Annotated in this window: 16 protein-coding genes and 1 pseudogene; 12 read left to right on the top strand and 5 right to left on the bottom strand. The window is 46.2% G+C overall.

What is annotated here, in order from left to right; all coding sequences use genetic code 11:
- Positions 1-130: 130 nt before the first annotated feature.
- From BUA34_RS02145 to BUA34_RS02160, 4 genes and pseudogenes are all read left to right on the top strand, one after another.
- On the top strand, positions 131-1,666 hold the full coding sequence (locus BUA34_RS02145) for a sialate O-acetylesterase (RefSeq protein WP_254794283.1): 1,536 nt from the start codon (positions 131-133) through the stop codon (positions 1,664-1,666).
- 87 nt (positions 1,667-1,753) lie between these two features.
- Positions 1,754-3,457, top strand: a complete 1,704-nt coding sequence (locus BUA34_RS02150) for a pectate lyase family protein (RefSeq protein ID WP_072827081.1) — start codon at positions 1,754-1,756, stop codon at positions 3,455-3,457.
- A 137-nt stretch (positions 3,458-3,594) separates the two neighbouring features.
- Positions 3,595-3,858 (top strand): annotated as a pseudogene (locus BUA34_RS16155) (phosphatase PAP2 family protein); the annotation flags it as partial.
- A 202-nt stretch (positions 3,859-4,060) separates the two neighbouring features.
- Complete coding sequence (locus tag BUA34_RS02160) at positions 4,061-5,257, top strand: PDDEXK nuclease domain-containing protein (RefSeq protein ID WP_072827083.1); 1,197 nt, start codon at positions 4,061-4,063, stop codon at positions 5,255-5,257.
- A gap of 21 nt (positions 5,258-5,278) precedes the next feature.
- On the opposite strand, the gene BUA34_RS02165 is transcribed toward BUA34_RS02160, so the two are convergent.
- Complete coding sequence (locus BUA34_RS02165) at positions 5,279-6,154, bottom strand: arginase family protein (RefSeq protein ID WP_072827084.1); 876 nt, start codon at positions 6,152-6,154, stop codon at positions 5,279-5,281.
- 163 nt (positions 6,155-6,317) lie between these two features.
- Here BUA34_RS02165 and BUA34_RS02170 point away from each other — a divergent pair, with 163 nt between their 5' ends.
- Positions 6,318-6,812: a nucleoside deaminase gene (locus BUA34_RS02170; protein ID WP_072827085.1), complete on the top strand. Its 495-nt coding sequence runs from the start codon at positions 6,318-6,320 to the stop codon at positions 6,810-6,812.
- A 12-nt stretch (positions 6,813-6,824) separates the two neighbouring features.
- Here BUA34_RS02170 and BUA34_RS02175 read toward each other — a convergent pair whose 3' ends face one another.
- The 4 genes from BUA34_RS02175 to BUA34_RS02190 all read right to left on the bottom strand — a co-directional run bounded on the left by BUA34_RS02175 (position 6,825) and on the right by BUA34_RS02190 (position 9,888).
- Complete coding sequence (locus BUA34_RS02175; RefSeq protein ID WP_072827192.1) at positions 6,825-7,772, bottom strand: radical SAM/SPASM domain-containing protein; 948 nt, start codon at positions 7,770-7,772, stop codon at positions 6,825-6,827.
- A gap of 2 nt (positions 7,773-7,774) precedes the next feature.
- Complete coding sequence (locus BUA34_RS02180) at positions 7,775-8,773, bottom strand: tRNA-dihydrouridine synthase family protein (protein ID WP_254794284.1); 999 nt, start codon at positions 8,771-8,773, stop codon at positions 7,775-7,777.
- A gap of 258 nt (positions 8,774-9,031) precedes the next feature.
- Positions 9,032-9,658, bottom strand: coding sequence for an RdgB/HAM1 family non-canonical purine NTP pyrophosphatase (rdgB, locus tag BUA34_RS02185; protein ID WP_072827087.1), 627 nt, complete (start codon positions 9,656-9,658; stop codon positions 9,032-9,034).
- Positions 9,659-9,696: 38 nt separating this feature from the next.
- A complete protein-coding gene (locus tag BUA34_RS02190) occupies positions 9,697-9,888 on the bottom strand; it encodes a TM2 domain-containing protein (RefSeq protein WP_072827088.1) in 192 nt (63 codons plus the stop codon).
- A gap of 220 nt (positions 9,889-10,108) precedes the next feature.
- On the opposite strand from BUA34_RS02190, the gene BUA34_RS02195 reads away from it, so the two are divergent.
- From BUA34_RS02195 to BUA34_RS02225, 7 genes are all read left to right on the top strand, one after another.
- The gene (locus tag BUA34_RS02195; RefSeq protein WP_072827089.1) at positions 10,109-12,064 is read left to right on the top strand and encodes an alginate O-acetyltransferase AlgX-related protein; all 1,956 of its coding nucleotides are present in this window, start codon (positions 10,109-10,111) and stop codon (positions 12,062-12,064) included.
- A 16-nt stretch (positions 12,065-12,080) separates the two neighbouring features.
- A complete protein-coding gene (locus BUA34_RS02200; protein WP_072827090.1) occupies positions 12,081-12,803 on the top strand; it encodes a transglutaminase family protein in 723 nt (240 codons plus the stop codon).
- 96 nt (positions 12,804-12,899) lie between these two features.
- A complete protein-coding gene (locus BUA34_RS02205; RefSeq protein WP_072827091.1) occupies positions 12,900-15,746 on the top strand; it encodes a TIGR02171 family lipoprotein in 2,847 nt (948 codons plus the stop codon).
- A complete protein-coding gene (locus BUA34_RS02210) occupies positions 15,743-18,475 on the top strand; it encodes a TIGR02171 family lipoprotein (RefSeq protein ID WP_072827092.1) in 2,733 nt (910 codons plus the stop codon). The genes BUA34_RS02205 and BUA34_RS02210 overlap by 4 nt, the downstream gene beginning before the upstream one ends.
- A 23-nt stretch (positions 18,476-18,498) precedes the next feature.
- On the top strand, positions 18,499-21,243 hold the full coding sequence (locus tag BUA34_RS02215) for a TIGR02171 family lipoprotein (protein WP_072827093.1): 2,745 nt from the start codon (positions 18,499-18,501) through the stop codon (positions 21,241-21,243).
- 36 nt (positions 21,244-21,279) lie between these two features.
- Positions 21,280-24,219 carry a TIGR02171 family lipoprotein gene (locus BUA34_RS02220; protein ID WP_072827094.1) on the top strand — a complete coding sequence of 980 codons (2,940 nt, stop codon included), beginning with the start codon at positions 21,280-21,282 and terminating at the stop codon, positions 24,217-24,219.
- A gap of 7 nt (positions 24,220-24,226) precedes the next feature.
- On the top strand, positions 24,227-25,822 hold the full coding sequence (locus BUA34_RS02225; protein WP_072827095.1) for a hypothetical protein: 1,596 nt from the start codon (positions 24,227-24,229) through the stop codon (positions 25,820-25,822).
- Positions 25,823-25,874 lie beyond the last annotated feature (52 nt).

Below are 25,874 nucleotides of genomic sequence, written 5' to 3' on the forward strand. Positions count from 1 at the left end.
CTTTGTTGACCAAAGTTGAGTCAAGCCTTTGACAAATTGTCTAGAAAAATGCTTGGCGTAGTGGTTGCAATCTCGGCTCAAGATTATAGATTACACTAGGTGTAATTCTAAAAAGGGATTTTACATGTTTGTGGGATATTCTAAAACTCTTGCTGGGATGGCTTTTGCCCTCGGTATTTCTCTGTTCGGTACGCTCCATGCGGCTCCGGACCCCAATTTTCACATTTATATTGCCTATGGCCAGTCCAATATGGGCGGCACAGCAGATGCTCAAAGTGCAGATAAGGCGGAGCATCCGCGCTTCAAGATTTTTGCAACGCAAAAGTGCTCGGGCAAAGGTCGCAATACGTTGGGTGAGGTTTACCCGGCGGTGCCTTCGCTGTTTAACTGCGGCAATACGATTTCTATCGCGGACTGGTTTGGCCGTACGATGGCCGACAGCATGCCCGATGTGACTGTTGGCATTATTCCCGTTGCTGTGGGTGGTGCTAGCATTAAGTTGTTTGATAAAGACCAGTACGCTAGTTACCTTTCGACGGCGGAAGGGTGGCTCCAGAATTACGCTAAGGAATACGCTAGCGACGGTAACGTTTACAAGACGATTGTGGACATCGCCAAGAAAGCAAAAGAAGTCGGCGTTATTAAAGGTTTTATTTTCCACCAGGGTGAAACGGATGGAGGCTATTCGGATTGGCCGAAAATTGTGAAGAAAACTCGTGACGATATTTTGAAAGCGCTGGACATGAGTTCGGATACGGTGCCGTTTGTGGCGGGTGAACTTTTGCGCGATGGTTGCTGCTATTCTGACCGCGTTTCGAAACTCCCGAATACGATGGACAATACTTATTATGCGACTTCCGAGAATCTTGGCGGAAACGGGGTAGACCGCTACCATTTTAATCACGATGCCTATGTGACATTTGGTAAGCGCTATGCAGAACAAATGCTCAAAGCTGTTGTTCGTACTCCTGTGGAACCTGTGCCGCAACAGCCGTTCGGAAAGATTGTCGACGGAGAGGCCGTTGCTGGCGATGCTGCCGTGATACCTGGGAAAATTCAAGCCGAAAACTACGATATTACGGGAGTCGGGAACGGTAACAGTTCGTACAAGGATGACGATTCCGAAAACAAGGGCAATGCTTACCGCAACGATGGCGTAGATATCGAAGAAATCGCGGATGGCTACGCTGTGGGCTATACCATGGAAGGCGAATGGTTGGAATATTCCGTGAATGTCAAGAGAACTGAAACATACAAGATCAGGGCGCGGTACGCTTCGGGTTCTGAAACGTCGGGATTCCAGCTTTTGCTCGACGACAAGGAACTTGGTTCTGCTTTTGTTGCATCCAAGACGGGCGAGGATTGGAAAACCTACGAAACAGTCGATGTTGGGACCGTTGATTTGACCGAAGGTCCGCACGTTCTCAAGATTTTGATTACCGGAAATTATGTCAATATTGATTGGATTGAATTTGTAGGTGAATCTTTGCCTATTGCTCGTGGGCGCTTGCAAGCGAAGGCTGAACCGCGCAATTATATGGTCTTTGACCCGATGGGCGTTTGTGTTGGAACTGTTCGCGCGTTAAATGTAAACGATGCGATGCAACAAGCAAAAATGAAGGTCAAGGGAATGAAGAATTTGTATGTGAAAACGGTTGCTAGATGACAAGCATTTATACCGTCTAACCTAGCACGTCATTCTGAGCATCGCGAAGAATCCAGTGAATTTTTAGAATAGATAAAGGAGTGTGAGATGAAAAAGTGTTTTAACAAAGTCTTGGTAACGTTGTGTGCGTTTGCGGTTTGTGCATCTGCTGCGGTGGATCAGTGCAAGCCGATTGGCTGGGCAACTCGTTCGGGCCGTACTTCTACAGCGTTTGAAGTGACCGGTGGCGGAAATACCACTCCCATTATCGTAAAAACGTTCTCCGATTTGCAAAAGTACGCGAAGGATTCTTCTCCGCGTGTGATTTACATTGACGGTACGCTTGGCGATGGCTGGAGTGGAACGTCGGGCAGTCGCTTGAACATTACCGCTTCGAACAAGACGATTATCGGTCTTAAGCCGGGAACACTTTTGAAGGCTCCCATTCATATTACGAGCAAGGCATCGAACATCATTGTTCGTAATATCGTGATTCAAGGGCCGGGCAGTAATGCAGACCAGGCATGGGATAACCTCACGATTGAAGGCGAATCGAAGAATATCTGGATTGACCATTGCGAATTTTGGGATGGTCAAGATGGCAACGCTGACGTGGTGAAAGGTTCTGATAACGTAACGTTTACGTGGTGTATATTCGGTTATAAGAAAAAGAGTACGCACAACCTCTCGAACCTCATTGGAAGTTCAGATAATGAACCTGTAAGTGAAGGCAAGTTGAACGTGACTTATATGTTCAACTGGTGGAAGGCTGCAAACCAGCGCAAACCGCGTTGCCGTTACGGAAATGTGCATATGGTAAACAACCTTTTAACGGGAGATGCTAGCATTACGAACGGCACGGACGTGCTTGGTGTTTCGGCAGGTCACATGTGCAAAGTGCGCACCGAAAGGAATGTGTTCATCAACGAATCGAATCCGATTTATACGGGTAACGCCAATGGAACGGGCGTAAATGAAGTTATAGACAACATTTTCACGAATTGCTCCGGCAATACAAAGGGAACGGGAACATCTTTCACGCCGCCGTATGAATACACGAGCTTTATGCTCAAGGCAAGTGAAGTCGAGGCTGCGGTGAAAGCGAATGCGGGTGCAACGCTCAAAAGCCCGACAGAATGTGATGCGAATTATGTGGAACCGGAGCCGCCGACACCCGATAAGCAATATCAGGCCGAAAAAGGCGTGATTACAGGTGGCGTTTCGGAAAGTAGCAATGGCGGTTATCATGGTGACGGTTACGTGAATTTTGATAAGGGCGGAGATGTTGTTGTAAATGTGAAAGTCGATACCGCAGGTCAATACAAATTCGATGTCGATTTTGCAAATGGCTCGAGTGAAGCGCGTTCGTTGACGGTGAGCGCGGGTTTGGATACTGCAACAACATCTTTCAAGGCAACTGGTGGCTGGACTGTCTGGGAAACGGCTGAAGTCTTGATTAGCCTTGCTGCAGGCGAAAATGCCGTGAAATTTGCAACTGTTGTCGGTAATGACGGCCCGAACATCGATCAGTTCGATGTGACGCTTGTGAAGGCTGCGGAAAAAGATACGACGAAGGATAATCCTACATCGATTCACTTTGCAAATTTGCGTTCGACGGCTGCAAAGGTTGTGCCAAGCGCCTATCGCGTTAGCATTTTCGATACGAAGGGCTCGCTGGTGCGCCGCATGGACGTTGAATCTGCGAAAGTCGGCGATGTCGCATGGATGACCCGCGGACTGCCAGCTGGCTTGTATGTGATGCAGCTGAAGAGCGCAAATACGGAACGCCGCAAGTTTATTGCAGTGAAGTAGAAATGGGGGTGCCGCGCTGGAATGCATGACCGCTTATGCAAATACATTTGAATCAATGATTCTTTTCAAAGAATTTTTTGTTTCTTTGTATTTTGTGTTGTCAAAAATAAAAAGAACATCGAAATACGGGGTCGTTTCCGTCGAGCCATACGGTTCGCGGGTGGGCGATGGCACTCTTGCTTGCCGAAATTAACCCCGCTGCTCAAGATGCATTGCTGAAGTTCGGCTACGAGTGGGGGCAAAGCCGCGTGATAGCTGGCTTCCATTGGCAAAGCGATGTAGATGCTTCAAAGTTGATAATTTCAGGATGCTATGCACGCTTGCATGCAGATGATTCTTTCAATGCTGATATGCGCAAGGCCCGTGCGGAATTTAAGAGACTTGTTGCTAAGAAAAGATGAATGACAATTTTGTGGTTTAGAATTTCTTGATTATGTAAAATTTTATTGCACCCCTAGCCAGATATTTTAATATTAGGTACATTAATGCATGACGTGTTTCTCTGTCGAATGGAGAAATGCGTTTTTTTTATTCTGAAATTTTGGAATAAGGGAACGCCTCTAAAATCTAACAGCCGTAAAATGCGGCAAAATGGAGGCTGAAATGAAATCTAGAGAAATTAAGAAAAGAAAAACTGATAGCGAAAACTATATCGCTGATTTGCGGTCTATTGTTTCGATTGCTCGAAAAATGAGTTTTCGTGCAGCAAACTTGATGCAGGTGGCTTGTAACTGGCTACTAGGTTGGCGAATCGTGGAGCAAGAACAGCAAGGTAAAGCTAGGGCGGATTATGGGAAACGAATTATTGAAGAAGCTTCAGCTTCGTTAACCGAAAATTTTGGTAATGGTTTTTCTGAGACGCAACTTAGGAATTTTAGAAAATTTTATTGTTTGTTTAAATTTCTGCAAATTCAGCAGGCATTGCCTGCTGAATTTAAAAAAGAAATAGTAAAGATTCAGCAGGCTTTGCCTGCTAAATCCGTAAAATTAGGAAAAATGGAATCGCATGTTGCTGAATCTTCAATGATAGAACAGCCTTTGCTTCCTCAATTATCTTGGAGCCATTACGAAAGTCTGATGCGTGTGCCTGACCTTGATGCTCGTCAGTGGTATATGCAGGAAGCGGCTGCAGAACAATGGGATTATCGCACTTTAAAACGCAATATTGCCTCGCAATATTACTATCGCTTGATGCAAACACCGAAGGCTAAGAGAGTACTTGTTGTCAGGGAAATGAAGACTTTGACAGCCGATTATCAGAAAGATAGTTCTGAGTTTATTAAGAATCCATTGATTGTTGAGTTCTTGGGACTCAATCAGGATGCTGCATTGACTGAATCAACCCTGGAAAGTACAATTTTGAACCACTTACAGAAATTCCTAATGGAAATGGGGAAGGGATATGCCTTTGTTGGGCGCCAGCAGCATATCCATACAGACGAAGATGACTATTATATTGATTTGATATTCTATAACTACATTTTAAAGTGCTTTGTCTTGATTGACCTGAAAACCACAAAAATCTCGTACGAAGATGTTGGTCAAATGGATATGTATCTCAGGCTATATGACACCTATAAAAGGAATACGGGGGATAACCCGACTGTCGGTGTGATTCTTTGTTCAGAAACCAATGCTGATGTGGCAAGATTTTCAACGCTTGCAACAAATAAGCGTATGTACGCTGCCAAGTATTTGACATATTTGCCATCTAAGGAAGAACTTGCTCGTGAAATAGAAATGCAGAAGGTTCTCTATGAACACGAGCATTCAGAAAAAAAGGTAGAAACTGAAGGATAATCTCTTGATTTTACGCTTAGTTTAAATCTTCTTTAAAAACTCGACAAGTTCGCGGTTGAGCGAGTTGTTGAGCGTATCGGCTTCTTGGACGGTGTGCTGCTCGTTGCCTTCGAAGTCGTGAGCGCGTTCTCCGCAAATGTCCACGCCGAGAATTTTACGACCTGTTACAAGGGCTGTGATGCAATCTTTGAGGGCGTCAAGTGTAAGCGAGCCTTGGTCCCAGTTTGTTGCTGCATAGGAGGGCGAGAGTGCGTCCTTGTCGATGGAAATGTAGAGGCTGGACGAGAGACGAGAGATGAAAGACGAAAAATGATAGTCTTTTGGAATTGCTATGGCTGAATCACTACTTGTCATTCCCGCGGATGCGGGAATCTCCTTTAAAATGTCGCTTTCAGTGACAAATGTAACTTTGTCTAAAATACTCGCTTCTCCGGATTGCGATTGTTCTTCGCGGACCGTTTCGACGAGTTCGTCTTTGACTCCGATGATGATTGCGTTTTGAATAAACTTGTTATTGTCGATAACTTCTTTGACCCAGCCACCACAGCTTAAAATTCCGCCAAAGCGGGGCGGCTGCATGTCTGGATGGTGGTCGAATACGATGAGCGTGAATGGTTCCTGAACTCTGTCGGTCCAAATCTTGCTCATGTAGTGGTAATTGCCGTTATCAAAGAAGTGGATTGCGGGTACGTGTGCGGAATTGTCGTGGCTTTGGGCGTTGTCAATCAGGTTGTTGATTTCTTTGATGGCGTCATCGTCACAGTAGCAGTCGGTTCCTACGATTTTGGTGCAGTCGAGCCAGTGTACGTCCTTGCTTGTTTCTGCGGCGGCGCGCAGTTCTTGCATAAAGGGTTGCTCGGCATAAACGCCCGTGAAATCCTGAACTGTGATAATCATAGTTTAATAATAGTTAAAAATCTGCTACCTTGGGCAAAAAAGGCTATGCCTGCTCGGTGGCTGGCATGACAGGGCGTGGTTTGAAAAATAGCGTGTTTTGAATTTTTCTTGTTGTTGATTTTCTTTGAGTTTTTGATTATTTTAGGGAGGTAAAGGAGTTTTTATGCAAGAAGAATTGAAGAATATTACGGATGAAGACAAACGTTTTATGCAAATGGCGATTCAATTGTCTGTAGATAACGTTGACGAAGGTGGTGGCCCGTTTGGAGCCGTAATTGTCAAGGATGGTGAAGTTGTGGCTACGGGTACAAACCATGTGGTTCCGAATAACGACCCGACTGCTCATGCCGAAGTCACTGCAATTCGAAATGCTTGCGCAAAACTCGGAACGTTCAGCTTGGAAGGCTGTACGGTTTATACAAGTTGTGAACCTTGCCCGATGTGCCTGAGCGCTCTGTACTGGGCTCGTGTCAAGCGCATTTGCTACGCTAATACAAAAGCCGATGCCGCCGCAATTGAATTCGATGATTCCTTTATTTATGATCAACTCGATTTGCCGTACGAAAAACGAGCCATCAAGTGTGACCATTTTATGCGGAACGATGCGCTCGTCGCATTCAAAAAATGGGCGACAAGGACGGACAAAACCTGCTATTGATTTTGATGCCGCTTATTTAAACCGTTTGCAGAAATTGCAATTTTGACAGAAGGGATGGCGTAGTTCGTGCTGCGCAAATCCTTCGCGGATGTTGTGAGCTAGCGGACCTTCTAAAATTTCGGCAAGGCTTTGTTCACCAATGTGGCCGAGTGTAATTTGTCCGCTATGATCGAGGCAACAGGCGACAACGCGACCGTCGTGGAGAATTGCCACATGCGTATCGAGCGCGCGACATGTGCCAACAGGATGATGAGGCCCTTCGGCAGGCTTAGGGACCTTGCTTGATCTTTCGTCTGGCTTAGGCCATTCAAATCTTGTGTCTTCGTGCAGGTAGAGGCGACCGGTGATATTGAAACTTTTGTGGCGGCAGCAGAAATGCCCTGGTGTGACTTCGACACCGAATGTCTCGTGGATGCGCTTTAGCATGTAGCTGTTCCACGGCGTGACTTCGTCTGCGCCGACGTTCCACAAGCGTAAATTGATGTAGAGGTCGGGGCGCTCGACAATCGCGAGACTACAAAAATCTAGGACGTTTTGCAAATAACGCTCAGCACTTTCGCGGGGGAGCTCGGCGTAGGCGTGTGTTGAAAAGTTGACTTGGCGAACAGCGGGGCTTGTGAGAATTTGGCGGCCAGTGCGCTCAATGGTGGTTCCGTTTGTCGTGAGCGTGAGCTTTAATGGTGTTTGTTCTAGCTTTTTGAGGTAATGTGCAAAGCCGGGGTGGAGTGTGGGCTCCCCGAGAACGTGAAAGTAGACGTTGGTGGCTCCGATTTCTTGAGCGCTAGCGATGCAATCCTCGAACATCTTGGAGTTCATGAACGCGCGATTTGCGGAAATCGACGAATTGTTTGCCGCAAATCTGTTGTCTGCAGTATTCGCGTTACTTGCGGTGGTTCCGCATGGGCAAAAGCTGCAATTCAGATTGCAAACGTTCGTGATTTCGATGTAGACGCTGTTCACAATCATCCCCTCATCTCGATAATTGCTTGTTGATATTCGCTGAGTTTGCCTGCTTTTTTGATTTTCTTGAATATCTTCTTGGAAATGCTGGGCTCGAGATATTCCCAGAAACTTTGGACGTGCGAGAGAATTTGGCTATCGCCTTGATACGTTTTGCAAGCGTTGTCGAAAATCGCTTGATGCATTTGAAAAAGTTTGTTTGTGAAATCTGTTTCACTTATGGCACAATTTTTGCGAACATCTTGAACATCCTGAACATCGGCATTTTCGCGTTGTACTTTGTATTCAGCAGCTAGGCTAGGGCGGGCGAGCAACCCGCGGCCAATCATCACACCGGCGAGTTTCGGGTAGCGTCGTTCCATTTCGCAAATTTGCGAAACTGTTGTAATGTCGCCGTTGTAAACGAGCGGATGGCGGCTTTCCTCATAAAATTTTTCAAATGATTTAAAATCAATTGCGCCTTTGTATTGCTGCTTGCCGAGTCGCGGGTGGAGCGTAATTTGTGTAAGCGGAGCTTCGTTTAGAATTGGGAGGAGCGCAAATGCTTCGCTAGGGGATTCTTGCCCGAGACGCATCTTCACGGAAAATTTTATCGGCGCAGTTTTTTTTGCATTTGCCTGCGCTGTTTCGTTTGTGGTGCTGGATAATTTCGCAATTTCGTCCATGATTTGTTGGACGGCTTGCACATCGCTTAAAATACCTGCACCACGATGGCGGTTGACTTGCATCGGGAAGGGGCATCCCATGTTGAAGTCGATTTCCGTGTAGCCTTTAGCGATTAGTACGTCTGCGAGAATTTTAAATTCGCTTACGCTGTTCGCGATGATTTGCGGAATCTCGCGCGCATTTAGATCTCGCAAGTCCTTTTCGCGCGGTTTCCAGTTTTCGATTCGCAAGAATGGAGCGTAATAAGCATCAACACCGCCAAAGATTTCAGCGTGGGCTTTTCGATAAATGCCCGTCGTGTAACCTTGTAGCGGTGCGAATAGAACTTTCATCATGGCTTATATCAGATTTATTGCTGAAGGCTCGTTTTGAGTGCAAAAAGTACGTCATGCGGGCGGGGCCCCAGCTCAGAGTTGCGAAGGCCGCACGGGCCCCTCCCTGCACCCTCCCCATCCTTGGCCGACGCTTCCATTTTCTCGACGAATGTCATTATATCCCTAAATTATTTAATTGATTATGTCGCTTATAACCATAAAAACATGTTTCTGAATAATTTAAGTGTAATGTTTCTGGTCGATTGTTGTTGTTCAATTTTATTTTCCGAGGGCTTTCTTCAATGCTCTAATTGCATTACCGCGATGGCTGATGACTTTCTTTTCTTCAAGTTCCATCTGCGCGAACGTTCTGGTTTCACCATCCGGGACAAAAAGCGGATCGTAGCCAAAGCCCATGTCGCCAACGGGTGCATGGTTGATTTCGCCGCGGCATTCGCCTTCGAAAATAATCGGCTTGCTGATGACAAATTCACCATTTTCGTTCTTGGTCACGGTCTGGTACGAAAGTGCGCAGAAGTAACGAGCCTTGCGGTCTTCGATGCCTTCGAGCTTTTGCATCAACTTGACGTTGTTGGCTTCGTCATCACCATGCTTGCCGCAGTAGCGGGCGCTGTAAATGCCCGGTTCGCCGTTCAGTGCGAAAACTTCAAGACCAGAGTCGTCGGCGAGAACTGTTGCTTCGATGTTGCGCTTGGCGAGCCATTGAGCCGTTGTGTTCGACTTGATGATGGCGTTTTCGGCAAAGGTATTGCCGTCTTCGATAATGTCTTCGTCGAAACCGATATCTTTTAAAGTCTTGAATTCGTAATGGTCGGTTCCCAAAATGTGGGCGAAGTCTCTAATTTTTCCGGCACTACCGGTTGCGATAACAAATAAACGTTTCATATTAATCTAATAACTACTGACTATTGACTAATAACTAATTAGTAATGTTCCGGTTTCAAAACAATCAAAATGGCATCGACAATGACTCCAACGCCAAATAGTCCTGCGGTGCAAAGCCACAAGATTCCGGTCCAAATTTTACCTTCGTAAAAACGGTGCATGCCCAGGTATCCGAGCAGAATACAGAGGGCGAGAGCAATCCACTTATTGTGTTCACCTGTAGACGGCATAAAGACTCCTTGTTTTTTTATGATATATAATTTAGAAAATATGGGGATTACAAGACCGCAAAATTTTTTTCGAAGTCAATCCATTTGCGTTGCAAAAAGATCAATTAGCCAATAGCAGAAAATCAACAAATAACTAACGACTAGTAACTAGTAACAAGTAACTATTGACTAACATCCAATAACTAATAGCTAAACATTTATTATAATTCCTTACGTGAAAATGAAAAAAATATCTACATCCGTTCTTTGCTTTGCTGGGCTTTCGGCCGGCATGCTCCTTGCGGCCTCTTGTGCTGCACCGTCTGTCAATCCTTCTGTGCAGGCTGCTGAATCTGTAGCCCCGGCAGTACACATTCCGACTTATGCGGCTCCAGTAACCGTATTCGAAATGCGTGTGCTCGACAGGGATAAACAGGTACGCGTCGTCGAAAAGCCGACACTTGCGGCTCTTGATTTCGCGGCGTATTTTTCGAACCCTATCCGCATGGCGGGTATGGATGAAAAACCTGAAAATTACACGGGCAAGAACGCGAATGCAAAACTTGCTGATTATCCGTTCCCTATGCTCGATTCAATTTCGGAATACGAGCCTGAGGCTGTCGCGGGTGTAGCTCCGATTGCATGGGAACCGTTTGCAAAGATTCTCTATGCGCAAACGGGGGATGACTCGCTTGCAAAGTCCTTGAACGAAGTCGAAGCGGTTAAATGGGATGAGCCCGATGTGTTCCGTGCATTCCAGACGGTGAGCCGTTTGTGGGGCGTGCCCGGAACGGGTGATAATCAGGGTAAGATTGAATGGTGGGTCGAAGTGATGCCTGCTGTTTGGACTGGCCGCGCTCCGTTCTACGGAAAACTCAAGTTCGTTTCGGGTGGCGAATCGGCTGAGGTCTTGAATTATTACATGACTGCCGAAATGAATAGCGAGGAAGCGATGAACTGGGCTCGCACGCTTTCATCGTATTGGTACCCGACTTTGAATACCGATTTAGAACAACATACTCCAGGCGCTATTTGGGAAAATTCCCGTGCAAATCGTCCATTTGCCGTGATGCGCGGTAACCCGATGGGTAGCCCGATGTGGGTTGCTTTTGAAGTGCCTGCATTCCGCTTGACGGATGAACAGTTGCGTGCTGCCGCTGTTGCAGATTCTTTGGCTGCTGCAGGTGAAGTTGTACCTGTAAACCGTACGCTTGATACGAGTTCCTATGCCCGATTGGAAACGCTTGCATCGCTTGAAAATAGTTGCCCTGCAACGCCTGCAACCAAGAAGTTCCGCGAAGCGTTAAAGAAAAAACTCGCAAAACTCCCGAAGGAACAGAATGCCTGGTCTGACAACGGCATGCTTTGGTTCCGCCGTAATGCAAACTACCTCGTTGCGGATAAAATTAGCGGTCAGGATAGTCTCCACAATCCGCTGCCGCGAATGATTGAACTCAAGCAGTATCTGGATTCGATGAACGTTCAGCTCTTGGTCGTGCCGATTCCGGTGAAAGAAGAAATTTATGCGGATAAACTTATTAAGGGAACTCCTGCCGACTTGTGCGTAAACGTTAATGGTCGCGAATTTATTCGTGAATTGCTCGCTGCAGGGATTGATGTGCTTGACCTTTACCCGTTATTGATGGTTGCACGCATGGGCGATGAACCGCCTCATTACAGCTACCAGCGTTACGATACGCACTGGGCATTGCCGGGTATGCTTGCCGCGATGGAGCTGCTTGCAACTCGCGTGACGCAGTACAGCTGGTATGCTGATGCGAACCCGCAACCGGGTAGCCTTGTGATGAAGGATACGGTGGTGCTCCGCGAAGGCGATTTGGTCGCTCACTTGGCTGATAAGGAAAAGTCTAAATATCCGGCTGACACTCTTGCTGGAATGAAAATCTACAAGGGCGACAAGCCGTACAAGGGCGGCAAAAATGCACCGATTCTTTTGATGGGCGATTCGTTCACGGGCGTGTTTGAATCTGTGGACCAGAAGAGCGGTGGCCCGGGTTCCTTGCTTGCGTATGCAACAGGGCTCGATGTGCAAGTGCTTACGAGCTGGGGCGGCGGCCCTGGTGTCCGTGCCCGCTTAAAGAAAATGAAGAAGGACATGCTAAGCAAGCGACTCGTGATTTACATGATGACTGCTCGCGACTTCTGGCAAAGCCCGATGGAATGGGACGGACTGTAGCGTCTTCGGCGCATTTATGCTCGCGCGTTTCTTCTGGCTTTTGTTCCTTGCGGCGTTCGTGATTGCGCTTTCGCTTCTGCTTTGGAGCGGACGTTTCGATAAAATGAGCTATCGCGAAATGGCGTGCGTTTTCGAAGAGCGTGCGCCTTCTTGCTTGGATTCCGTCAGTGATTGGAGTAAGGGCCTTGCATTTTTTGATAGCAGTGTTGCCGCTTCCCGCGATACGTTGGGTTCCCTCAAAAAATTGCTATGGGAGTTCTGGAATATCGAATTTGCAGGGGCGGGCGAGGCTGCTATTGCAAAAGAGTCTGTGCTCCCGCTTCGCGTTCTCGAAAATCGAAAATCCGGTTGCATGGGGCTTTCGTGGCTTGCGCTCATGGTGGCGGAATCGCGCGGCTTGCGTCTCGACGCCATTCTCCTCCCGGGGCATGTTTTTTTACGCTATCGTTTTGCGGATAGTTCGGTGAATTTGGAACCGAATCGCCGAGGGTATTCGTACACAGATGCGGAATACCGCGAAAAATACAAAGATGGGCGATGGACCGGTCTTGAATTTAAACCGCTCGAAGCGCGACAGTTCGTAGGTCTTGCTGCTTTTGATATCGGCAATCTGTACCTCGAAACAGACATTCCGCGTGCGCTTACGTGGTACCGCATGGCAGAAGAATTTTTCCCCGAATATCCTGGAATTGATGCAAATCAAACTATAGCGAAAAATAGATTGCCAAATCCATTTTGATTACTTATTTTAATTGATGAAAGGCTGTTTTTAAGGGGAAAACGGCTAGAGAACGAGTGGTTTGGGTTAGCCTAAAAAGCTATTTTTAAGGAGAAAATGTCTAAGTATTTTGCACATCCTTTTTTCCTTGAAAAGGTACTTTTTTTAGTACCGTTTTTGCTCGTTCTTGCTGGTTGTGACACTTTTTATGGTGATCACGTTTGGCTCAATGCTCCTGTAGAAAATGATAATGTCCATGACGGATTGATTGTTATCAAAGCCTCGAAGGTCAGAAATTCGAGCGGCGGAACGCTTTCGTATTTGGGCACGTATGCTTCGGCTGCAAAGGCGAGTGAACGCCCGCAGTTGCGTGCTGCTTTGAATTATGATTTTTCCATGGGCATGCACGAGGTTACTTGTGCCGAGTTTAAGTCTATTATGGGGACTACTTTTGATGAACGTTGCAATGGCGAGAATTCAGATTTGTTGCCTGTGACAAAAGTGACCTATTACGATGCTGTGCTGTTTTCGAACGAACGTAGCAAGCGCGAAGGCTACGATACCGCTTACACTTACTCCTCGACTGCTTTTGATGCCAACGGAAATTGTATCTCAATGGAAGGGCTTGTTTTTCATCCCGAAGTGGATGCTTATCGTTTGCCGACCGAAGCGGAATGGTTGATGGCTGCCGATCGTGACTGGAACCCCTCCGGTGAATGGAATGCCCAGAATTCTGGGTTTGAACCGCAAAAAGTATGCTCGTACCCACGCCTTCGTGGAGATTTCTGCGATATGGGCGGAAACGTAAAGGAATGGGTTTCTGATTGGCTTGGCTATTTCAAGGATACGACGATTACGAATTACGTGGGTGGCCCTGATGGCGGCGTTCTTGGCGAACGTGTTATTAAGGGCGGGAGCTACCGCAATGAACCGTCGGCAATAAAACTCTACAATCGCGGTGATGTTTATATCGTGACGTCGGCTGCAAAGTCGGAGTACTTGGGTTTCCGTATTGCGTTTGGAAAAATTGCGAATGCGGTGTGGATGGGGCGCGACGGCAAGGCACGTGATAGCCGAATCATCCCGATGGCAAGTGCAACACTTATCAAGGATAATCTGGGAACGTATCGCTCAAAGCTCGTGTTTCGTAATGATGTGACTGGAAACTTGGCTTTTGTTGATTACGTTAACGGCACGCTTTCGGTTACTGAAATTTCTGATACGATTGATTCTTACCATCCCGATATTTCTCCGGATGGAAGGCTTGTCGTGTTCTGCACGGGAATGGAAGGCGTTTCGGGAAAATCGGAGGCTTATATCCGTGCGCTTTCGACAGTTTATGCAAAGCCTTTGAAAGTCAATGTGAAAGGGAATGTTTCTATCCCGCGTTGGCGAGTGCTTGAAAATGGCGATACGGTGATTGTCTATGTGTCCGATGCCGGAAACAATAAGGATGAATCATCGTTCAAGTCGAAGAGTACTTGGCAGGTGAAGTATGCCAATGGTCGTTTCGGAACTCCGCAAAAACTTTTTGATGGCGCGTACCATGGCGGGATTTCTGGCGATAATAAACTTGCTGTGACGGGCGCGCGGTTGCTGCGTGCGCGTATTGCTGGTGCAAATGGAACGCTTGCGAATGGCCGCGATACGGTGTGGTATAACGGGGAACAGGCTTGCAATGTGTCGCTTGCCAATGATGGAACCAAGCGCGTCTCGTTCCTCGATTTTGGCGGTAAGACCGGTGCCGATTTTGTGGGGGAAAGTTATGGAACTCATGAGCGTTTGTTGATTGCCGATAGCACTGGTAAACTGATTAAGGCGATTGCCGCTCCGGTTGGCTATAGCTTTGACCATGCGGAATGGGTTTTGAATTATACAAGTCCGGAGCCTAATGGCGGCTTTATCGTCGCAACGCTTACGAATGCCAATGGTGCCCATGCAAAAGTGGTCCTTATAAATGTGGGCGATGGAATCGTGACTGATTTGGTGGAGGGCGATGAACTTTGGCACCCGAGTGTCTGGAGCCAAAAGGTTTATGTTCCCGAAAAGAGTAAACTTGATCCTGATAGTGCAGGCGTTTATTTGCGCCCTTCGGACAAGTGGGAATCTGTTATCATGCGCTACAAGATGAATCTTCTTTGGAAGTATCGCGATTCTGCGAACGTGGTTATCTTGGGCTCGTCTCGACCGATGTTTGGCGTAACGCCTTCGCTGTTTGACAAGCGATTCTTTGCCGTGAATTTTGGACAAACGCCCAATTCCATTTACATGTCCCGAGATTTCCTGGACCGCTATATTTTGAAGCACATGAAGAATCTCAAGTATATTGTTGTTTCGCTTGATATTGATTTTTGGCATAAAGTAGATGGCCCCGATGGTGATAACTTCTTCTATACGGATTTCTTGAATTATCCAGGCTATATCTATGATGCAAATCATGATTACTGGAGCGATGGCTATCCGGAAGGCTTGTTGGAATATACCGAAAGCGCTGTGGGCTCGTCGGATGAAAGCCATTACATGAAAGATCGTGGCCGCTATGCGAATGCGATTTGCCATTCGTGGCGTGATGAACCTGAAATTGAACAGGATAGCAGCTATCTCGATGAACATAGGAATTTGATTGACGATAGCAAGGCTGCTCTTGTATCCATTATCAAGGCTGCTGCAAAGAAAAATATCCGTGTTGTGGGCCTTATATTCCCGCAGAGCCCGGGCTATGCGAAAACGGGCGCGTTTGGCCGCTATGGTTTACGCCGCAGTTCTGCAAAAAAGTTGATTAGCGAACTCGAATCGCTGAATAAAGAATACCCGAATTTTGTTGTGATGGATGAAAATAAAATGGGTGAACATGATTACACGAACTTAATGGCTGTAGATGAAGACCATTTGTGCTATGGCGGTAGTGTCATGTTGACTTCTCGGCTGAATAACCTGTTGTTGTCCTGGGAGAATAAAAAATGAGGTACTTTAGTTTTTTCATGTTCATTTTTGCACTGTTAAGCGCATGTAGCGATAACAGTGGTTCTCCTGTGAACGATGAACCTGAAAAAAATATTGTGCCAATCAAAGGTTTTGTCTTTGTCGATGCTCATGGGCAATCCACATTCTTGGGAACAGATGTGAGTGGAGCCCGTCAGAGCGATATGCCTCAGATGGAATCATTTTTTACGTATGACTTTTACATTGGTGAACACGAAGTCACTTGCGGTGAATATAATGCCTTGCGTAAGGATGCTGCTGCCAAGTGCGAAGGCTTGTATGGCGATAAAAGCCCGATAACGAATGTAACATTCTACGATGCGGTTCTTTATGCCAATGCCAAAAGCAAACAGGATTTACTCGATACCGTTTATACGTACACCAGTGCCTCTTTTGACGCCTCGGGTAGTTGTGACAACTTAACGGGCCTAGTATTCCATGAAAATGTAAAGGGATACCGCTTGCCGACCGAAGCCGAATGGGTTTATGTGGCAAGTCAAGGCTGGAATCCTGAAAAGGGTTGGAATAGCATCAATTCTGAATACAAGTTCCACGACGTGGGTACATCTCCTGCAAATGAAATTGGCGTTTATGACATGGCGGGGAATGTCCTGGAATGGGTCAATGACTGGCTCACGTATTTTAAGAAGGAACCTGTAACGAATTTTGTCGGTGGAGCCGATGAAGGTAGCCTTGGTGAACGTGTCGTGAAAGGTGGAAGTTATAGGAACGAACCGTCTGTGACGAACTTGTATAGCCGTGGCGATGTTTATACGGTCATATCTTCGACAAAGGGCGATTATCTCGGCTTTAGACTTGCATTGGGAGCAATTCCCAATCCGACTTGGCTCGATGAAAACGGCTCTGTTAAGGAATCCGTTGTAAAATCGCAAGTGGCTATTTTTGAAATGAAGCGAATTACGGGAACATTTGAATCGAAACTTGTGTTCCGTAATGACCTTGCAAGTAACTTGTCCTTTATTGATTTTGGAAGTGGTGTTATTTCTGTTGTCGAAATTGACGATACGCAGAAAGCTTACCACCCGGATGTTTCACCGGATGGAAAACGCGTTGCTTACAGCACGGGCGTCGAAGGCATGAATGGACCGTCGAGTGTATATGTGCGAAACCTTGATGCTAAAGGTTCTGACTTGGTCAAGTTGGAAGTTGAAAATGCGGCCATTCCGCGTTGGACTCTTTTAGAAAATGGCGATACGGCAATCGTTTATGTGTCGAGTGCTGCAAATAATAAGGATGATGCCACTTTTGCAACAATGAGCACTTGGAAGGTCCCGTTCAATAATGGAAAATTCGGAAAGCCCCAAAAGCTGTTTGATGGAGCCTATCACGGTGGCGTGAGTTTGACAAAGCAAATTGCGGTTTCTGGTGCTAGGCTTTTGCGTGCGCGTGTTGCCCCGAGAGGAAAGACTGTGTTCAATGGAATTGATACGGTTTGGTATGGCGGCGAACAGGCTTGCAATGTGTCTCTTGCAAACGATGGTAGCGATAGAACCGTGTTTCTCGATTTTGGCGGCAAGACGGGTGCTGAATTTGTCGGTCAGTCTTATCGCACACATGAACGTCTCCTCGTTGCCGATGTAAAGGGCAACCTTATTCAGAGTGTTGCTGCCCCGAAAGGCTATACGTTTGATCATACGGAATGGGTCTTGGGCGGTACAAACTATGTTGTCGCGACACTTGCAAATGCGAGTGGCGCTCATGAAAAGATTGTGTTGATTAACTTGTCTGACAATTCTGTAAAAACGCTTGTCGAGGGCGAAGAACTTTGGCATCCGTGCTTGTGGCATTCCAAAAACAATTACAGCAGCGAAGAACTTGATACAGATAGTGCTGGCGTTTATTATTTGTCGAGCGCTTATTACAGTGCCTTGGAACTTCGTGTGAAAATGCAGCGTTTCTGGGAAGAACGTGATAGCATTACCGCTGTTGCTCTTGGTTCTTCGCGTACAATGTTTGCCTTGCATGACAAAAGCATCAAGTCGCATCACATGTTGAATATGGCTTATTCTGCAGGGCAGATGACAGGAATGTCTTACCTGTTTATCCATTATGTATTGAACCATCTCAAGAATTTAAAAGTTCTCGTTCTTGAAATGTCTCCAGACTTCTTGTGGTATGATGGTTTTTCGACTTGGATCAATGTTATTTACAATAAAGTGCCTGGATTCAAGTACGATGAAAATCATGAATTCTGGGTCAACGGTTTGCCGGAACATTTTGTCGATGCCGTGAAGGTGACTCCGCGTCCTGAAACGGCACTCCAACATCCCTATACGCTAGAAGACTTCTTGCTGCCGGATAATAGTTGGGGATTCCCTGTATTCCTGAAGGATTCTACGGATTCGCCAAAGAATTCACCGGTCTTTGAAGAAAATTACCTGTACTTTAAGTATGTCATCAAGGTTGCACGTACATTGGGAATAAAGGTTGTTGTGACTGTATATCCGCAACATCCGGGCTACGCCGAAACTGGGTCGTTTGGCGTTTATGGCCCCAAACGCAGCTATGCCATGGACATTATTGATTCTGTAAAGGCAATGGATGTCATTTTGTTTGATGAAAATAAATTTGGCGCGCACGATTACACGGATGAAATGGCGTATAACGTCGATCATTTGAGTACGTTGGGCGCAAAACAATTTACAAGAAGGCTAGATTCATTATTGTCTGAATTAAAATTAGATAAGTAAATATTTTAGCAAGGGGAGCAAGTATGAGATGTTTTCTTATTCTTTTAATTGCGTTTTTATGCGCATGTACTGAATCCAATCATGCATCTTGGCAAGATGGGCCGGATGTAAATATTGCGGTAGATTCCCTATCTGGAATGTTGCGCATTTCAAGTAAGGGTGCTGTTCGCTTGGGAACGAATGATGCTTCCGCAAAATCGAATGAACGCCCGCAAATGAGGGTCGAATTGGACTACGATTTTTCGATAGGCCGTTATGAAGTCCGTTGTGATGAATTTAATGCTTTGATGAAGCCCGCAATTGGCCTTACCTTGAAATGCCTTTATGGGAAAAATCCTGCGACGGATTTGACTTACTACGATGCGGTGCTTTTTGCAAATGAACGCAGCAAGTCCGAAGGATTCGATACGGCCTACACTTATGCCAATGCGCAATTCGATGCAGAAAATCATTGCACCAATTTGGAAGGCTTTGTTTTCCACCCCGAAAAGAAAGCTTACCGTTTGCCGACCGAAGCTGAATGGGTGCTAGTTGCTGGCGCAAACTGGAATACGGCGGAAGGCTGGGTTGCTGAAAATTCGGATTACCAACTCCATGAAGTCTGTTCCCGAACGAATAATACGGCAAGAGTTTGTGATATGATTGGAAATGCAATGGAGTGGGTGAATGATTGGAATGGAAATTTCCGTGATACCGTTTTGACGAATTATGTTGGCGCTCCTGATGGCGGTACCTTGGGACTTCGAGTTGTCAAAGGCGGATGCTTCCGTAATTCCCTGAAAACCATTAATTCGTACAATCGCGGCGATGTTTATACCGTGACTTCGGCGACACGAGCTGATTACGTCGGTTTCCGTCTTGCTTTTGGTGAAATTCCGAATCCTGTATGGATGGGCTCTAATGGTAATGCGGCCTCGAGTAGAATTACCGCGCTTGCAAATGCTTCGCTTTTGCGTTCCTTGATTGGTACATCCAAGGCAAAACTTGCATTCCGCAATGATGTTACTGGAAATTTGGCCTATATCGATTTTTCTAGCGCGGTCCCTTCTGTCATCGAAATTGAAGATACGCTTGAAATGTACCATCCCGAAATTTCGCCGGATGGAAAACGTGTGGCGTTCTGTACAAAAATTGAAGGTATTGCAGGAACATCAGAAGTTTATGTCCGCGATTTGAATGCGAAAGGTTCGAACCTTGTGAAATTAAATGTGCCGAGTGCGGCAATTCCTCGCTGGCGCGTTCTTCCCAATGGCGATACTGTTATTGTTTATGTAACGGATGTCGGTAATAATAAGGATGATGCTGTGTTTATGACAAATTCGACATGGCAGGTGAAATTTGCAAATGGTCAGTTCGGCATGCCGGAAAAGCTAATGGATGGCGCTTTCCATGGCGGAATCAGCGAAGATAATACGCTTGCTGTAACAGGTGCTCGACTTTTGCGCGCGCATATTGCACTGAATGGGCAATCACCTGCGATTGGAACGAATGTAGTCTGGTATGGCGGTGAACAGGCTTGCAATGCTTCGCTTGCGAAAGATAGCAGTAAGCGGACATTGTTCCTTGATTTTGGCGGTGTCACGGGGCAAACTTTTGCGGGTACAAGTTACATAACGCATGAACGTTTGTTGGTTGCCGATTCTACCGGAAACCTGGTTCACTCTGTGGGGGCTCCGAGCGGCTTTACATTTGATCATAGCGAATGGGCTTATGGAATTGGTAATATGGCTGTTGCAACGCTTACGAATGTGAATGGTGCCCATCCGAAAATCGTTATGGTTAATTTGCTGGATGATAGTGTCATTGACCTTGTGGAAGGTGATGAATTGTGGCATCCGAGCTTGTGGGTGAAAAAAGGAATGAATGTGGGGGACGATATCGTTATCGACCTTGATAGCGCCGGTGTCTACTTTAAGGATGGACAGGACTGGGCGCACGTATCGCTTGGCTATAAAATGTCGATGCTTTGGAAGTATAAAGACGATATTGAAATCTTGTGTGTAGGGAGTTCTAGAACCGAAAACAGCCTTATGGTAACGGCTCTTACTTCGGGTTTTGCACTGAATACGGGCCATTCGGGTAACGATATGAACGCATCCCTGTATGTTGCCGAAAATTATGGGCTGAATCATTTGTCGAAATTGAAATTTATTGTGGTTTCTATTGATTTAGATCTTTGGCACAATTCGTCGGAATATACAGAAATTTTGATGGCGAATACGCCGGGCTTTGTGTATGATGCAAACCACGGTTTCTGGGTGTCGGGTATTCCGGATTGGTTCTTGGATGCTGTGGAAGAATCGTCCCAGTATTCAGAAATTGCAAGAACGATTTATGAACCGACTCGAGGTTTTTTCAGTGATAACGGCGTTGCCTGGGGCCCTGCTACGGTCGAATTCGATTCTAGCTGGGGTGGCGCTACGGGCGATGCAAAGATTAAGTGGAATTTGGAACGCATCAAAAACTTTATAATCAAGACGGCCCCTTTGGGTGTTAAGGTTGTCGGCGTTGTGTTCCCGCAGAATCCTGGGTATCGTGAAACCGGTGCTTGGGGCCGTTATGGTCCGCGCCGTTCTAAAGCGATGGCTGTTTTGGATTCTCTGAACAGGTACCAAAGCGAATATCCGCATTTCCGCTTGTTGGATGAAAATAAAAACGGATATCATGACTATGGCGATGAATGTGCTTTGAATACGGACCATCTTAGTATTCAGGGCGCAAGTAAGGTAACATTACGCTTGGATTCGCTTTTACAGACGATGAAATAATTTGCTTTTGCCTATATAAATTTGTATTTTTTAGGAATGAAAAAAGCAGTCTTTGTCGGTACATCTTTTTTAGTTGGTTCTTTCTTACTTTCTTGTTCGGACGATTCTCCTACGCAGACCGAAATGGGCTCATCGCTCGTTTGCAGCTCGCAGGAAAATTGTTCGGATGTTACGTTGCAAGAAGATTTTGCATTAATCCGTTCTTCGGGCAAAGTTGCCGAATTGGGGACAAATTCCAAGTCCGCAAAGGCGAATGAACGCCCGCAAATGGATGTCAAGTTCACTTATGATTTCCAGTTAGGCAAGCATGAAGTTACTTGTGGCGAATTTAATGCGCTGATGGACAAAAAAGGCGGTGTCAAGTTGGATTGCGAAAAGGAATCTTTGCCTGCGGTCAACGTGACCTATTACGATGCCGTTCTTTTTGCAAATGCCAAAAGCAAAGCCGCTGGAATGGATACTGCTTATACGTATTCCTCTGCAGAATTTGACAAAAATGGCCATTGCAACCTCTTGAATGGCTTTGTGTTTAAGCCGGATGTTGAAGCGTTCCGTTTGCCGACCGAAGCAGAATGGGGTTTTGCTGCCGGTTTGTCGTTCAATGTTTATAAGAGCTGGAATGTCGAAAATTCAGGTTCTAAGGCGCACGAAGTTTGCACGAAAAAAGATGAAAACGGCTTGTGCGATATGCTCGGTAATGTGACCGAATGGGTGAACGACTGGCTTGGAAATTTCCGCGATACGTCAATTACCAATTACGTGGGCGGTGCCGATGGCGGTAATCTTGGCGAACGCGTTATTAAGGGTGGAAATTACAGAACCGCGATTTCTGATATAAACTTGTATGCTCGTGGCGACGTCTATACCGTGACGGGAACGAGCGCCTCGGATTATTTGGGATTCCGCTTGGCTTATGGAAAAATCGAAAATCCGGTTTGGCTCGATGCATCGGGTTCTGCGGTTGCTTCTAATCTTTCCCTTGTCGCTAGCTCCCAGAATATCACGCCGCTTTTTGGAACTTCAAAGTCCAAACTTGCGTTTAGGAACTACAATACCAAGAATTTGGTGTTTGTTGATTTTAGAAGAGTCTCGCCGACAATTGTAGAAATCAAGGATACAATTGATGTTTATCACCCGGACATTTCTCCGGACGGAAAACGCGTTGCTTTCTGCACGAGAGAGGAAGGCCTGAGCGGTGCCTCTAGCGTTTATGTCCGTGACTTAAATGCCGAAGGTTCCAATCTTGTTAAGCTTGATGTAAAATCGGCTGCGATTCCGCGCTGGCGCGTTCTCGAAAATGGCGATACGGTGATTGTCTATGTAACTGATGCCGGTAACAACAAAGACGAATCGGTATTTAAATCGGCTTCGACATGGCAGGTGAAGTTTGCCAATGGAAAATTTGGCGAACCGCAAAAATTGTTTGATGGCGCTTACCATGGCGGTATTAGTGATGACGAATCGTTGACGGTGACAGGTGCTCGCGTGCTCCGCGCTCGTGTGGCTGCTAAGGGCTCGATTGCAAAATCGGATGCAAAAGATACTTTGTGGTATAATGGCGAACAAGCTTGCAATGCTTCTTTGAATAAAAAGAGCAAGCGTACGTTGTTCCTTGATTTTGGCGGAGAAACGGGTCGCACGTTTGTTGGTGAAAAGTACCGTACTCACGAACGCTTGCTTATTGCCGATAATAATGGTAAGCTAGTTTCTTCTGTTGCTGCACCGTCGGGTTATACGTTTGACCATAGTGAATGGGTGCTGAATGACGAAAATGTTGCCGTCGTAACGCTTACCAATGCTGATGGCGCCCACAAAAAAATAGCCTTGGTGAATACCAAGGATAGCACGGTGACGGTACTTGTCGAGGGTGAAGAAATTTGGCATCCGTGTTTCTGGGTTTCTACGGGTAATTCTTCGGAATCGTCGAATTGGGATGCCGATAGCGTCGGTGTCTACGTTTCGGCTGGGAACCAGACAAACTATTTGCTTTCTCACAAAATGCCGATGTTCTGGAAACTCAAGGATTCTGTAGAATTTATCGGTCTTGGTAATTCGCACATGTGGGCTGGCTTTGATCCGTCACAAATGAGCGTTTCGGCGATGAATATGGGCGTCGTTCCGTGCGACATGCATTGTATCCATTACCTTTTTGAAAATTATGTCGTGAATCATGCTTCCAAGGTAAAGTATGTTGCTGTGGGTCTTGATATTGATTTGTGGTATAATATTGATAAACGCATGGATATTAATTTGTGTAGGGGCGATGCTCTTGGCTTTGTATATGACGAAAAACATGAATTTTATCCGGACGGAGTCGATAATGCGTTTGTGGATCTCGTCATGGAAAATGCCGTAGATGAGGCGCAGTCGGTTATTAAGGAACGCGGCTGGTATGCGGCTTCGGATAATAGAGGCTGGGCCGATGAAAACGGACATGTCGTTATTGACCCGGATTCTACGTGGAGTAACTGCTTGTTCAATAAGAATTTGTCCAATTGCCTTGTGGATGAAGACCAAAATACGTGCCTTTCGAAATATACGATGAGTGTTTGCATGAATGATGTTGTAGACACGAACTATAACATGTGCTTGGCCAAACATAGTTTGGATCAATGCTTGGGAATTTTCACGGGTGATATCGATAAGCTGAAGGACCTTGTACGCATTGCCAAGGAACGCAATATCGTTGTAATCGGTGTCGTATTCCCGGTGAGCCCGGAATATAAGAAGACGGGTGCTTATTCACGTCATGGTATGCTTCGTAGCCATGCTAAGAAAATCCTTGATGAAATCAATGAATTTGCAGAGGCCAAGTCGAATTTCTTTGTCTTTGACGAGAATAAGTTTGGCGACCACGATTACCCTTCTTCGATGGCAAACGACTATGACCATTTGAACAAAGATGGTGCAATACAGTTCTCGAAACGTTTGAATGAATTTGTCAAGTCGATTGATTCGGGGAAATCTTCGAAGTAGGCGCTAGATGATGTTGCTTTTGGTATTGGTGTCTATAGCGGTTGCGCTTTTTGCAGTGTTTCCGCTGACAGATACCGATATCTGGTGGCATTTGGCTTGTGCACGGGAATGGGTGACTACATGGACTCCGGTTCGTGAGCCTGTCGTGAATGTGCACGAGTATTTTCAGCAAATAGTTGCTTTTGTGTACAACCTCGGTGGTGCGAGGTTGCTCGTTGCGTTTAAGGCGATTCTGTGGGGCCTCGTTTTTGCACTCTTCCTGTGGCCTTCGGTACGAACTCGTCAAGACAACGTCATTGCGAACCCCATAGGGGTGAAGCAATCTATTATTTGCTTTGCAATTTTTGCGGTAATCCTCTTTATTTTCCGTTATCAATTTGAAATCCGACCGGTACTTTTCAGCCTGATTTTCCTCGGCATTTATTGGAACATTTTGCCGTGGCTTTTTATTACAGCTGGGAAAAGTCACTACCTTCGCCATAAAAAAACAAACGTCGCTAAAGCAAAGATGGCTGCGGTTGCGATTGCAATTCTTTCCATTCAATGGTTCTGGTGCAGATTTCAGGGATTGTATATTCTTGGGTTGCTTTTTGCATTTACGGTGTTCGCGTTCGAGTTTGAAGTGTGGAATATGGTTGTTTGGAGCTGGAAAAAATTGGATTATAAAAGGTATTGGGGGCAACTCGCTTTTGTCGCGATTATGCTTGTAATGCCCTTCTTGCATCGAGATGGTCCGCACTTGTTCATTTATCCGGTGGGATTATTTGATCGTTTGGTAGGGCTTTCTCCTTCTGCTGCCGTTTTTGCAAGTGAAATTGCTGAAAATCGCTCGCCCATAACGCTTTTGATGGCGGGGGAGAATGTATTGCAATCGGCACTGATGATTGTTCTTGTTCTCGCGGGAATCGCTTTGGCGTGTGTCCAGTGGTATTCTCGAAAATCACCCTATTCTTCGGGGCGGTTGGTTTGGCAAAGGACGGAACGGACCGAGGCTATACTGGATTGCCGTTTGCTGCCTTTTTGCCTTGTTGTAACGGCGGTTCTTGCGCTTATTGCCGAACGCAATTTTGTGCTCTTTTTGCCTGTTTTTTTTGCGGTCGCCTTGAAAACGCGATTCTTCGCTCGTTTGTGTTCTGCCGAAGGTAAGCGGTCGGCTATCTATGCGCTACTTCCTATGCTCCTCATTGCGTTCCTCTTTGGGCTTTGGGTGAAATCGCTATTGGCTTATGATTCCATGGTGGCGTACCAGCGCGTTCCAGTCGCTGCTGCAGAATGGATGAAATCGCATCCGCATTCGGGGAGACTTTTCAATGATGACCGCGCCGGGGGCTATTTGGCTTTTGTGAATCCATCCGATTCTACGTATATCGATGGTCGTTTTATCCTCAAAACGGCGGAATTTTTCGAAAATTACCTGCGGTATGCGGAATCTCCGCGTGTATTCCTCCATGAAGCAGAATTGCAGAACATGGACCGCGTTGTGCTACCGCTCCGCTATTATGCCCGCTGGGATAAATTGATTGCCACGCTTGATTCTGCCGAAAATTGGCACGTGGCGTATCATGACCCGTTTTTTGTCGTGATGGACCGCACAAATCGTTAAAACGTATGTGTTAAATAATTTAAATTTGGTTGCTAATAATTTATTTTTAGAT

The sequence above is a fragment of the Fibrobacter sp. UWB12 genome (assembly GCF_900142485.1).
Classification (GTDB): domain Bacteria; phylum Fibrobacterota; class Fibrobacteria; order Fibrobacterales; family Fibrobacteraceae; genus Fibrobacter.

Excerpts from the sequence above, each read along its gene's own strand:
- BUA34_RS02165 (WP_072827084.1), bottom strand. The coding sequence starts at position 6,154 with ATGATTATCACAGTTCAGGATTTCACGGGCGTTTATGCCGAGCAACCC.
- BUA34_RS02215 (WP_072827093.1), top strand. The coding sequence starts at position 18,499 with ATGAGATGTTTTCTTATTCTTTTAATTGCGTTTTTATGCGCATGTACT.
- BUA34_RS02210 (WP_072827092.1), top strand. The coding sequence starts at position 15,743 with ATGAGGTACTTTAGTTTTTTCATGTTCATTTTTGCACTGTTAAGCGCA.
- BUA34_RS02150 (WP_072827081.1), top strand. The coding sequence starts at position 1,754 with ATGAAAAAGTGTTTTAACAAAGTCTTGGTAACGTTGTGTGCGTTTGCG.
- rdgB (WP_072827087.1), bottom strand. The coding sequence starts at position 9,658 with ATGAAACGTTTATTTGTTATCGCAACCGGTAGTGCCGGAAAAATTAGA.
- BUA34_RS02225 (WP_072827095.1), top strand. The coding sequence starts at position 24,227 with ATGATGTTGCTTTTGGTATTGGTGTCTATAGCGGTTGCGCTTTTTGCA.
- BUA34_RS02170 (WP_072827085.1), top strand. The coding sequence starts at position 6,318 with ATGCAAGAAGAATTGAAGAATATTACGGATGAAGACAAACGTTTTATG.
- BUA34_RS02220 (WP_072827094.1), top strand. The coding sequence starts at position 21,280 with ATGAAAAAAGCAGTCTTTGTCGGTACATCTTTTTTAGTTGGTTCTTTC.
- BUA34_RS02205 (WP_072827091.1), top strand. The coding sequence starts at position 12,900 with ATGTCTAAGTATTTTGCACATCCTTTTTTCCTTGAAAAGGTACTTTTT.
- BUA34_RS02190 (WP_072827088.1), bottom strand. The coding sequence starts at position 9,888 with ATGCCGTCTACAGGTGAACACAATAAGTGGATTGCTCTCGCCCTCTGT.
- BUA34_RS02180 (WP_254794284.1), bottom strand. The coding sequence starts at position 8,773 with ATGATGAAAGTTCTATTCGCACCGCTACAAGGTTACACGACGGGCATT.
- BUA34_RS02160 (WP_072827083.1), top strand. The coding sequence starts at position 4,061 with ATGAAATCTAGAGAAATTAAGAAAAGAAAAACTGATAGCGAAAACTAT.
- BUA34_RS02200 (WP_072827090.1), top strand. The coding sequence starts at position 12,081 with ATGCTCGCGCGTTTCTTCTGGCTTTTGTTCCTTGCGGCGTTCGTGATT.
- BUA34_RS02195 (WP_072827089.1), top strand. The coding sequence starts at position 10,109 with ATGAAAAAAATATCTACATCCGTTCTTTGCTTTGCTGGGCTTTCGGCC.